The organism is Microbacterium azadirachtae, from assembly GCF_000956545.1.
GTDB classification, from domain to species: domain Bacteria; phylum Actinomycetota; class Actinomycetes; order Actinomycetales; family Microbacteriaceae; genus Microbacterium; species Microbacterium azadirachtae.
The window spans coordinates 268305-278966 of the sequence record NZ_JYIT01000086.1 but is presented as its reverse complement, the minus strand read 5'-3'; the positions used below and the strand labels follow the sequence as shown (position 1 = coordinate 278966).

12 protein-coding genes are annotated in these 10662 nt (G+C 70.7%); 5 read left to right on the top strand and 7 right to left on the bottom strand.

Annotated elements, in window-relative coordinates; all coding sequences use genetic code 11:
• Positions 1–23: 23 nt before the first annotated feature.
• The 4 genes from RL72_RS18845 to RL72_RS18830 form a co-directional block, all read right to left on the bottom strand.
• Positions 24–1241, bottom strand: coding sequence for an SGNH/GDSL hydrolase family protein (locus RL72_RS18845; RefSeq protein ID WP_045252404.1), 1218 nt, complete (start codon positions 1239–1241; stop codon positions 24–26).
• Positions 1238–2026 carry an alpha/beta hydrolase gene (locus RL72_RS18840; RefSeq protein ID WP_156156843.1) on the bottom strand — a complete coding sequence of 263 codons (789 nt, stop codon included), beginning with the start codon at positions 2024–2026 and terminating at the stop codon, positions 1238–1240. Before RL72_RS18840 ends, RL72_RS18845 begins: the two co-directional genes overlap by 4 nt.
• 28 nt (positions 2027–2054) lie before the next feature.
• Positions 2055–3362: an MFS transporter gene (locus RL72_RS18835; protein ID WP_045252403.1), complete on the bottom strand. Its 1308-nt coding sequence runs from the start codon at positions 3360–3362 to the stop codon at positions 2055–2057.
• Positions 3363–3478: 116 nt separating this feature from the next.
• Positions 3479–4549, bottom strand: a complete 1071-nt coding sequence (locus RL72_RS18830) for a LacI family DNA-binding transcriptional regulator (protein WP_045252402.1) — start codon at positions 4547–4549, stop codon at positions 3479–3481.
• 88 nt (positions 4550–4637) lie between these two features.
• Here RL72_RS18830 and RL72_RS18825 point away from each other — a divergent pair, with 88 nt between their 5' ends.
• The 4 genes from RL72_RS18825 (at position 4638) to RL72_RS18810 (ending at position 7274) form a co-directional block, all read left to right on the top strand.
• Positions 4638–5357 carry a hypothetical protein gene (locus RL72_RS18825; RefSeq protein WP_045252401.1) on the top strand — a complete coding sequence of 240 codons (720 nt, stop codon included), beginning with the start codon at positions 4638–4640 and terminating at the stop codon, positions 5355–5357.
• Between the two features lie 125 nt (positions 5358–5482).
• Positions 5483–5965: a peptide-methionine (R)-S-oxide reductase MsrB gene (msrB, locus tag RL72_RS18820; protein WP_045252400.1), complete on the top strand. Its 483-nt coding sequence runs from the start codon at positions 5483–5485 to the stop codon at positions 5963–5965.
• Positions 5962–6519, top strand: coding sequence for a peptide-methionine (S)-S-oxide reductase MsrA (msrA, locus tag RL72_RS18815; RefSeq protein WP_045252399.1), 558 nt, complete (start codon positions 5962–5964; stop codon positions 6517–6519). The genes msrB and msrA overlap by 4 nt, the downstream gene beginning before the upstream one ends.
• 116 nt (positions 6520–6635) lie before the next feature.
• Positions 6636–7274 (top strand): DUF1275 family protein, encoded by a 639-nt coding sequence (locus tag RL72_RS18810; RefSeq protein ID WP_045252398.1) that lies wholly within the window; start codon positions 6636–6638, stop codon positions 7272–7274.
• Between the two features lie 49 nt (positions 7275–7323).
• On the opposite strand, the gene RL72_RS18805 is transcribed toward RL72_RS18810, so the two are convergent.
• From RL72_RS18805 to RL72_RS18795, 3 genes are read right to left on the bottom strand one after another with little or no spacing between them, the layout of a single operon-like run.
• Positions 7324–7698: a UBP-type zinc finger domain-containing protein gene (locus tag RL72_RS18805; RefSeq protein WP_045252397.1), complete on the bottom strand. Its 375-nt coding sequence runs from the start codon at positions 7696–7698 to the stop codon at positions 7324–7326.
• A gap of 16 nt (positions 7699–7714) precedes the next feature.
• A complete protein-coding gene (locus RL72_RS18800) occupies positions 7715–8188 on the bottom strand; it encodes a carboxymuconolactone decarboxylase family protein (protein WP_045252396.1) in 474 nt (157 codons plus the stop codon).
• 37 nt (positions 8189–8225) lie between these two features.
• Entirely contained in the window at positions 8226–9704 is a 1479-nt protein-coding gene (locus RL72_RS18795; RefSeq protein ID WP_045252395.1) for an amino acid permease, read from the bottom strand.
• 172 nt (positions 9705–9876) lie between these two features.
• On the opposite strand from RL72_RS18795, the gene RL72_RS18790 reads away from it, so the two are divergent.
• Positions 9877–10656, top strand: coding sequence for a thioesterase family protein (locus RL72_RS18790; protein ID WP_045252394.1), 780 nt, complete (start codon positions 9877–9879; stop codon positions 10654–10656).
• The last annotated feature ends 6 nt before the right edge of the window (positions 10657–10662 follow it).

Here is a 10662-nt window from a genome sequence, read left to right as displayed (position 1 = left end):
CCCGCGTCTCCCCGGCACCGCTGCTACGCCGTGCGGCCGATCGCCGCTCTCGGGTAGAGGCCCTCGTCGCCGAAGACGCGCTGGGCGAATCGGCGACCGATCTCCTCGTAGAGGGCCGTGTCGGGGTGCAGGGAGTCGGGAAGCGGGTGCCGCTCGACGTCGCCCGGGCCGTACAGGGCGAGCCCGTCGAGGTAGGAGATGTTCTCGCCCGCGGCACGGCGGACCTCGACGACGTGCTCGATGTGGCGGCGGGACTCGGCGAGGGTCAGCGCGCCCTTGCCGATGTCGGCGGGGTCGCCCGCGGTGAAGCAGCGGATGCCGCCGTCGTCGAAGAACTCCACGTCGCTGGGTCCCGGGGTGTCGTCGCTGCCCGGCCACAGGATCGAGGAGCACAGGACGAGCGGGGTGTCGGGATGGCCGGCGCGGATCCGATCGATGAATCCGTGCAGCGCCGGCACGAAGGTCCGCTGATCCATCGCTCGCGCGCCGACGATGTTGACGCCCACCTTGAGCGAGATGAGATCGGCGGGAGCTGCGGCGATGGCGTCGGCGACGAAGGGGTCGAGCATGCAGTGGCCGCCGAACCCGAGGTTGACGACATCGAGCTCCGCGAGCTCCGAGGCGACCACGGGCCACACGCTCGTGGGCAGCTCGGCCTCTGCACCGTGGCTGATGGAGCTGCCGTGGTGCACCCACACCGGGCGACCGCTCGGGGCAGCAGCCGTCACGTCGGCATCGCCCACGATGTCGAGGAGGTCGACGGTCATGCCCTGCGGCAGGAAGACGGTGACGACCTTCCGCCCTGCGGGAAGCGGGGCGAGCTCGATCCGCGAGTCCCCGGCGTGCGAGACCAGAGCGGCCTCGTCGCCCGCGGGCGAGATCGCGAGGGTCTGGGTGTCGGGCGCCGCCGCGACGGCGACGTCCACGCCGTCGACGCGGGCGACGAAGGCGTCTCCCGGGCGCACCGCCTCACCGATCCGGATGCGGGTGCAGCGGACGCGCAGCGTCAGGCGCGTCGCCTCGGTCTCCACGCGCAGCCGCACGCCGCTCGCGCTCGAGGCCATGGCGCGCAGCACCTCACCGGCGGGAGGGAAATGCGTCCAGTGGCGCACCGGGATCCGCACCGGACGGATGCCGTCCGCCGTGGCGACCAGGTCGAGGTGGCCCTCCACGCGCACGCTCCCGTTCGGGAGCGACACGACGGTGCCGTGGTCTGAGGTGCCGTGGTCTGAGGTGGTCATTCGGTCTCCGTTCGGCGGCTGTGGTCGCGGATGAACTCGGTGGTGCGCGAGAGCAGGATGTCGCGCTGGGGCACCTGCGCCCAGCCGTGATCCGCTCCGTCCACGACGATCAGATCGGCGCGCTCTCCGTACACGTCGAGGTAGCGCTCGGCGTAGCCGACCGGGACGAAGTCGTCGGTCCCGTGCAGCAGCCGTGCGGGGCCGGCATAGCCGGAGGCTCTCCCGTAGACGTCGAAGGTGAGCGCGTCGTCACGCATTGCGGGGCCCAGGCGCATGCCGAGGAAGTCGAAGTAGCCCTCGGTGTCGAGCGTGTCGAGCGATCGACCCTGCAGGGTGCCCCCGCGGATCTCGTCGGCGAACACTGCTGCGGTGGACCAGAGGGTGAGAGACCGCAGCGCGAGATCGGTCTCGGCCGCCACCACGGAGGCGATCACGGCACCGAGGCTCATGCCGACGAGGTGGAGATCGTGCGCGTCGACCGTGTCCAGATCCGCGATCGCCGCGAGCACCTGGTGGGCGTGACGGACGTCCCTCGACACCGAGGTGTCGTAGAACTCGCCGTCGCTCTCGCCGTGGCCCGCGCGGTCGTATGCGACGGCGGCGAATCCGGCTTCTGCGAGGCGCCTCGCGAGCGCGACGAACACCGAGGAGAACTCGACGTGCGAGGCGCCGAAGCCGTGGAAGAGCACGGCGGTGGGGAAGGGACCGGGGCCCGCCGGCAGATACTGCGCGCCGCGCAGTCGGATGCCCTCGGCAAGCGCCTCGAACGGGGTGACGGTGATCATGGCGCGTCCTTTCGCGGGAGGCGGAGCGTCATGCCGCTCGCGCCTGGGTCTGGAGTGCGGACGTCACGAGCTCGGTCTCGAGATCGAACTCGTTGCGCGTGTTCCGGCGGAAACCGAGCCACCCCACGAGGAAGCCCGCTCCGGCGAGCACCGCGACGCCGATGTACAGCATGCTCGGGTTGAGGAGCACGAGGGCGGGCGTGACGATGTTCAGGGCCGCCGTGGCGAACCGGGAGACGGCGTAGATCGTGCCCTGAGCCGTGGCGCGCAGCATCGTGGGGAACGACTCCTGGGTCCAGACCTTCATGATCGTCTCGAAGCAGAAGGCGCCGAAGAACACGGTGGCCACCGTGGCGATGATGATCGACAGGAGCGTGAAGTTCAGGAAGACGGGGAGCAGGTTGGCCACGACCACGCCGACCGCACCGATGACGTAGTACGACATCCGCAGTCGCGTGTCCACCACGGCCATGAACCACAGCGCGCCGACGACGGCTGCGGGCATCGCGAGGATCGTCCAGGAGTTGTACTCCGCGATCGAGGCGTGCGAGACGTTGACCGCGACGAAGGTGCCGAAGCTGCCGGCCACGCTCGTGGCCATCGCGGCGAGGGTGTAGTAGCCGATCAGCGTCAGGAACGGGCGGCGGTACACGGGGCGCGCGAAGTCGCGGAGGCGTCCGCGTTCCGCGCGCACGGTGTGGACCCCCGCGCGTCGTTCGTCCCGCGCGGTCAGCCAGGCGGCCGACTCCGGGATGGTGAGCCGCAGGGCGAGCACGCCGAGTGCGATGGCGGCGAAGACGCCGAAGATGATCAGGCCTCCGCGCGGGCCTGCCGCGCCGACGTTGATGGCCAGCAGCACGGCCAGCAGGATCCCGAATCCGCCGAGCAGATTGGAGAAGACGAGGATCTTGCCGCGATTGCGATCCTGAGCCGCCTCGGCGATGGTCGCGAGGGCGACCGGCAGGTCGGCGCCGACGCCGATCCCGACGAGCGAGATCCCGATCACGAGCAGGGGGAGACCCAGGCCGAGCAGCGGCGCGGCGGCGCCGAGCACGATGACGGCCATGGTCAGCAGGAACACCGTGCGGCGCCCCCAGCGGTCTCCGAGACGGCCGCCGAGCAGCGAGCCGATCGCGACGCCCGCGGTGAGCACGCCGGTGAGCAGGCCCACGTCGTTCGGGGTGAGACCGGGCTGCCCGGCGCCCGGCGCCTGGAACAGCACCAGGGCGATCGGGATGCCGGTGGTCACGCCGGTGTCGACGAACGTGGCCATACCGCAGACGAATCCGACCCACCATGCGCTCAGAGAGCCTCTGCCGGACCTTGATGTGAACATGCGAATACTCCTTCGTAGCCGGTCGCGGTCCTAGCCCCCTCGCCCACCGCGTCACGTCATGGTGCTATACGGGTATAGCACCTGTCAAGTCGCGGGGAGATGCGGCGCGGACGAGATCAGTCGCGCGGGGCGGGAGAAGCGATCGAGGCGCCCGGGACCAGAGGCATCGGAACCCGGTGGGGACGCGACGCAGGATCGCCCTGGAGCAGCATCCCTGCCGCGATCCTGCCGAGCTCCTCGTAGGGCAGCGCCACCGAGGTCAGCCGGGGGAGCACGGCCTGCGTCAGAGCGCTGCCGTCGAACCCGATCACCGAGACGTCCTCGGGGACCTGCAGCGCCGCGACCGAGAGCGCGTGATAGGCGCCGACCGCGAGCGCGTCGTTGGCGCAGATCAGCGCGGACGGCCGGGCGCCGGAGCCGAGGAGGCGGGTGACGGCGGCGCGGCCGTTCTCGACGTCCCAATCGGTCTCGATCGGCGCCGTGCCCGCCAGGGCGGTCCCCGCAGCGGCGAGCCGGGCCTGGATCCCGTCGAGCCGCTCCGTGAGGGCGAGCGGACTCCAGCCGTTCCACACCGCGGCGCCGGTGAACCCCGGCGGGAAGGATCCGACGAACCAGATCGCGTCGCGATGGCCGGCGTCGAGAAGGGCCGCTGCCGCGGTCTCGCCGGCACCGCGCTCATCCGGGATCACCGCGGGGATGTCGGGGGACGCGCAGTTCAGCAGCACGAGCGGCGCGTTCCGCGTGAGCGGCGGGACGTCGACCTGGCGCGTGAACATCGAGGCGTACAGGAAGCCGTCGACGTCCCGGTCGAGGAGGTTCTGCAGCAGCTTCGCCTCGACGTCGGGGTCGCCCTGCGTGTCGACCGTGTAGAGCAGCGTGTCCGCATCGCGGAGCGTCTGCAGCGCGCCGCGCACCATCGCGTTCGCGAACGAGGTCGTGCCGATGAAGTCCGAGATGAGCGCGACGGTGCCCGACTTGCCCGTGCGCAGCGTCCGCGCCGTCGTGTTGGGGCTGTAGCCGAGTTCCTCGGCCGCACGGCGCACGCGCGCGGAGGTCTCTTCGGAGATGCGCAGATCCGTGCGCCCGTTGAGCGCGAAGGACGCCGCCGACCTCGACACCCCCGCGCGGCGGGCGACCTCGGTCAGCGTGACGCGCCGCGAACCGCCCTGGCCATCGCTCGAAGCCATCCGCCCTCCTCAACCTCTTCAGGATAAGGGCGGGCGAGCGCCGCCCGGGGACCCTTCCGCTGCTGTGGCCGCGGTGGGACCATGAGGCATGGCGACGCATGCCGACGACGGCGGCGCCGACGCGGCCCTGGCGCGCCGGCTGCAGATCCTCGCGACCGAGCACTGGGGGCTGCTCGCCGCGCGGAGCACCGCGCAGAGCGAGGTGCTCACGCGCATCACGATCCATCTCACCCTCGTGTCCGCAGGGCTCGTGACGATCGGGCTGCTCGGACAGGCCTCGCACTTCGTGGACTGGTTCCCCGTCGCGGCACTCGGCATCCTCGGGTTCCTCTCGGCTGTCGGCCTCCTCACACTGTTGCGTGTGCTCGCCGTCTCGGAGGAGGACTTCATGTACGTGACCGCGATGAACCGGATCCGCGCCGCGTACGCCGGCATCGACCCGGGCGTGGCCGCGTTCTTCCTCGACTCGGTGCACGACGACGAGCTGGGGATGCGCGTGACCTATTCGTTCTTCCGTCACCGCGGCGCGGGGGAGCAGGTGCTCGGCTCCTCGTCGATGCTGAGCATCCTCGTGAACGCCGTCGTGTCCGGCATGTTCGCCGGCGGCCTGTGCACCGCTCTGGGGGCTTCGACCCCGGTCGCCGTCGTCGGCGGCGTGGTGGTCGGGCTCTGCATCGTCGCGGCCGCGGTCTGGTACGCCGGCTACCGCTACACCTCCGCGTGGCGCAGCTACGAGCCTCTGAGCCCGAGCGAGGAGTGGCCGCGGCAGTGGCGCGCGGTGCCGGGTACACGCGCGCGACTCCGGTAGCCGCCCATCGCCGGCAGAACGCGGAAACTCACAGTCGGCGCACAGCTTCGCGGGACCAAAACCGGAGTCGTGCTCGTTCTCTCTGATGACGCCGCAGCCAGCGGCGTCAGAGGAGGAGCACCACGATGAACCCCACCGACTACCGCCGCACGGCCGAGGCGCTGAACGCCCTGACCGAGCATCAGTACCGGGTCACCCAGGAGGGCGGCACCGAGCCGGCGTTCCGCAACGAGTACTGGAACAACCACGACGCGGGCATCTACGTCGACGTGGTGTCGGGACAGCCGCTGTTCTCGTCCACCGACAAGTTCGACAGCGGCACGGGCTGGCCGAGCTTCACCCGGCCGATCGAGTCCGATGCCGTGACCACCAAGACGGATCGCACCTTCGGCATGGTGCGGACCGAGGCGATCTCCGCAGGAGCGGGCAGCCACCTCGGCCACGTCTTCGACGACGGCCCGCGCGACGCCGGGGGCCTGAGATACTGCATGAACTCGGCGGCGCTGCGCTTCGTGCCCGCGGCCGAGCTCGAGGAGCAGGGCTACGGCGCGTACCGTGGACTGTTCGAGACCACCACCCCGCAGACCGCAGAGGAGAACGCATCATGACCAGCGGACCCGCCGACACCGGATCCATCACCCAGGTCCCGGGCGCCGAGACCGCCGTCCTCGCGGGCGGCTGCTTCTGGGGCGTCGAGGATCTGATCCGCCGCCAGCCCGGAGTGCTCGGCACGCGCGTCGGGTACACCGGCGGCAGCAACGACCACGCCACGTACCGGAACCACCCCGGCCACGCGGAGGCCGTCGAGATCGTCTTCGATCCGTCGAAGACGACGTACCGCGACATCCTCTCGTTCTTCTTCCAGATCCACGACCCGTCGACGCTGAACCGTCAGGGCAACGACATCGGCACCAGTTACCGCTCGGCGATCTTCCCGCTGAGTCCGGAGCAGGAGCGGGTCGCGCGCGACACCATCGCCGATGTCGACGCCTCCGGGCTGTGGCCGGCCAAGGCCGTCACCACGATCGAGCCGTCCGGCCCGTTCTGGGAGGCCGAGCCCGAGCACCAGGACTACCTGGTGCGCTACCCCGACGGCTACACGTGCCACTTCCCGCGCGCGGGCTGGGTGCTGCCGCGTCGGGACGAGGTCGCGGCCTCGTAACAGCATCGTCCTCTGTCGGGCCCGTCGGATCCTCCGGCGGGCCCGATGTCGTCCGGTTTGCCGCGGGTCGCCGCCGGACCGCAGGATGGACCCGTGCGAGTGAACGGACGGACGGCATGAGGGAGGTCTCCCGGCGCGGGCTCGCGCTCTCGCTGGCGCTCAGCGGCGTGGCAGGATACGTCGACGCCGTCGGGTTCATCGAGACCGGTGGGCTGTTCGTCTCCTTCATGAGCGGCAACTCGACCCAGGCCGGCGTCGAGGTGTGGGCGGACGGCCCGTTGCGCGCCCTGCTCCCGCTCGGGCTCGTCGTGGCCTTCGTGGCGGGAGTGGCCGCGGGAGGCGTCGTGGTGGGTGCGCGCGCCCAGCGTCGGGGCGTCGTCGTCGCAGGCAGTGCGGCTGCGGTCGCCCTCTGCGCGATCGTGGGCTTCGTCGTCCCCCATTCGGAGTGGCGGTTCGCGCTGCTCGCCGCCGCCATGGGCGCCCTGAACACGCTGTATCTCGCCGACGGACGCGCCCGGATCGCCATCACCTACGCCACCGGGACCCTGGTGAGCCTCGGCCTCGCGCTCGCCGCGCTGGTCACCGGCCGATCCTCGACCGCATGGCGCCGTCCGCTGCTGCTCTGGGCGTCCCTGGCGGCGGGAGCCGTGGCGGGGGCGGCGGCACACCGCTGGCTGGGGGACGGGGCGCTGCTCGCCGCTGCTCTGGCCCTGGCCGCGCTCGCCGTGGCCGTGGGAGCCGCAGCCCGGCGCTGACGCAGCCGGCCCTGCGAACGATCAGGATCCGCTCAGCCGGAACGACGCTTCAGCCGGAACGCCCGGCGCGTTCGGATCGGGCCCGGAGCAGCTGGTCCTGCCAGTCGGCGGGCACGCGCTCCCGGGGGCCGGGCACCGTCTGCTCCGCCGGATGACTTCGCGGCGGGGCCAATTCGGGGCCGTCGACCATCTGCGCCGTGCGGTAGTCCCAGAACCAGTCCTCGCCCGGCTCGTAGCTCTGGATGAACCGGTGTCCGCTCTCCTCGGCGTGTGCGCTGCCGTGCTGTCCGAGCGAGTCGTCGCAGCAGCCCACGTGCCCGCACTCCGTGCATCGCCGGAGGTGGAACCACCAGCTGCCGTCGCGTTCGCATTCCACGCATCCCGGGCCGGACGGCGGCCTGCGTGTGTCGATTCCCTGGATCATGTCGCCTCCGTGGTGGTCAGCGGATGAGGTTGCCGTCGGTGTCGCGCGGACGCACAGGGTGCTCGCTAAGGATCGAGAGCCGGTTGAACATGTTGATCGTCAGCGCGACCCACTCGGCGGCGGCGAACACCTCGTCGCCGAGAACGCCGCGTGCCGCGGCCAGATCCGCCTCCCCGTCCTCGCCGAGCGGCATCCGTGTGGCGGCCTCCGCGATCGCGAGCACCGCCTTCTCCCGCTCGGAGAACAGCGAGGACTCGCGCCAGGCCGGCAGCACGTCGAGCTGCTGCTGGGTGATGCCCGCCGCACGGGACTCGCGCGCGTGCAGGTCGAGGCAGAACGCGCAGGCGTTGAGCTGCGAGGCGCGCACCTTGATGAACTCCGCCTCGGCCGTGGTGAGGCCGTGCTCCGCCGTCGCCTTCGCCACCGCATCCGAGTAGGCGGAGGCGGCTTTCCACGCTTCCGGGATCGCCTTGTCCAGGTAGGGGCGCATGCTGTTCCTCTCGTGCGAGTCGATCTGCTCGACGAGATCAACGTATCGCGGGTCCCGATGTTCCCGCCTGGCCGGTCCCGTCGTCTGCTCCGGTCCGGTGCCGAGGGCTGTCCGGGGAGAGCAGCGAGTGCCGCTTCGAATAGGCGAAGTAGACGATGAGCCCCAGCACGAACCACACCGCGAAACGGACCCACGTCTCCCAGTGCAGGTAGGAGATCAGCCACAGAGAGGCGATCACGCCCACCACCGGGACCACCGGCATGAGCGGCAGACGGAACCGCCGCGGAATATCCGGACGCCGGTATCGCAGCACGATCACGGAGGCGCAGACGACCACGAACGCGAGCAGGATCCCGATGTTGGTCAGCTCGGCGACCGTCGAGATCGGCACCACGCCGGCGAGGACCGCCGAGGCGATGCCCACGATCCAGGTCACGCGCGTCGGCACCCTGCGCCGGGGACTCGTCTTCGCGAACCACTCGGGAAGCAGGCCGTCGCGGCTCATCGAGAACCACACGCGGGTGACCCCGAGCATGAACGTCAGCAGCACCGTGATGATGCCGATGATCGCGCCGACCGCGATGATGTTCGCGGCACCGCCCAGGCCGACCGAGGCGAAGGCGCTCGCGAACCCGCTCTTCGGGTCGATCTTCGTGTAGTTCTGCATGCCGGTCAGCACGAGGGTGGCGAGCACATACAGCACCATCGCGATCGCCAGGGACAGAAGGATCGCCTTCGGCATGTGCTTACGCGCGTCCTTCGACTCCTCGGCGGCGGTGCTCATCGCGTCGTAGCCGAACACCGCGAAGAACACCGTCGCGGCCCCGGTCATCACCCCGCCGAAGCCGAACGGGAAGTACGGGTGGTAGTTCGCACTGTCGATGTGGAACACGCCGAGCACGATGATCAGTACGACGATGAGCACCTTGATGCCCACCGCGACGAACTCGAAGCGCGCGGCGCTGCGGATCCCTCTGGTCAGCACGAACGCCGTGAGCAGGCACAGCAGCACCGCGAACACGTCGACCACACGACCCGGACCCGTGCCCGCGGCGCCGAGCATCCATTCCGGCAGCTGCACGCCGAGCTGGGTCACCAGGAAGCCGATGTAGCCGGAGATCCCGATCGCCACGACCGCGACGATCGCGGTGTACTCGAGCAGGAGATCCCACCCGATGAACCATCCGACGAACTCGCCGAGCACCGCATAGCCGTACGTGTAGGCGGATCCCGCCTTCGGGATCATGCCGGCGAACTCCGCATAGGAGAGCGCGGCGGCCGCACTGGCGATCCCCGCGATGAGGAACGAGATCAGCACGGCGGGCCCGGCCGTCTGATGCGCGACCTCACCGGCCAGGGTGAAGATCCCGGCGCCGATGATGCCGCCGACGCCGATGGCCGTCAGCTGCCAGAGGCCCAGCTCGCGCTTGAGCCCGCCGGTCTCGTCCTCGTCCTCGATCTGATCGATCGGCTTCCTGCGGAAGATCCCGCGCGAGCCGCTGCTGGTCGTACTCATCTCGATCCGCCCTTCATCGAGCGCCCCCTCGTCACGCTACCCCCGGTCGCGCGCGCAGGGGAGGGTGCACGGCGATCCGCATCCGACGCGCACGCCTCCCGGCCGGCCGGCGCCGGCGCCGGGGTCGGCGTCGTGCGGGGGGCCGGCGTCATGCGAGACATAGGATCCGATCATGTCCGCGTACTTCGAGCGCCTCGGCGCGACCGCCTTCCGCCCGACGTCAGCGGTCGAAGGGGCGTGGAGCACACAGGAGCAGCACATCGCGCCGGCTCTCGGGCTCATCGCGCACGCGATCGAACAGGACCACCTGGATCGGCGTGGCGGAGAGCTGCAGCTCGGCCGGATCTCCTACGACATCCTCGGCACGATGCCGATCGAGCGGGTCGACATCGAAGTGCGCCTGCGGCGCGCGGGACGCACGATCGAGCTCGTCGAGGCCGTGCTCAGCCACGACGGACGCGCCGCGGTCATCGCCCGGGCCTGGCTGCTGCAGGCCGTCGACACGCGCGAACTGGCGGGCAGCGCTCTGGCCGCGATGCCGCGCCGAGACGAGCTGGACCTCTGGGAGATGGGCGACCACTGGCAGGGCGAGGCCGTGCGCAGCGTGGAATTCCATCGCCGGCAGCGCGAAGCCGGGCACGCCTGGGCCTGGTTGCGGCCGCGGATCCCGCTCCTCCTGGACGAGCCGATCGGACCGGTCTCCCGCCTGCTGGGTCTGGTCGACTTCGCGAACGGGCTCACGCTCCGTCTGGAGCCCCGAGAGGTCGCCTTCCCGAACGTCGATCTCACCTGCCACCTGCTCGGCGCGCCGCAGGGCGAGTGGATCGGCTTCGACACCACGGTCTCGATCGGTCCGACGGGGCTCGGCCTGACCGACACCGTGCTGCACGACGAGCGCGGCCCGGTCGGAACGGTGCAGCAGATCCTCACGGTGCGCCCGGTGCGCCCCTGAGGCGAC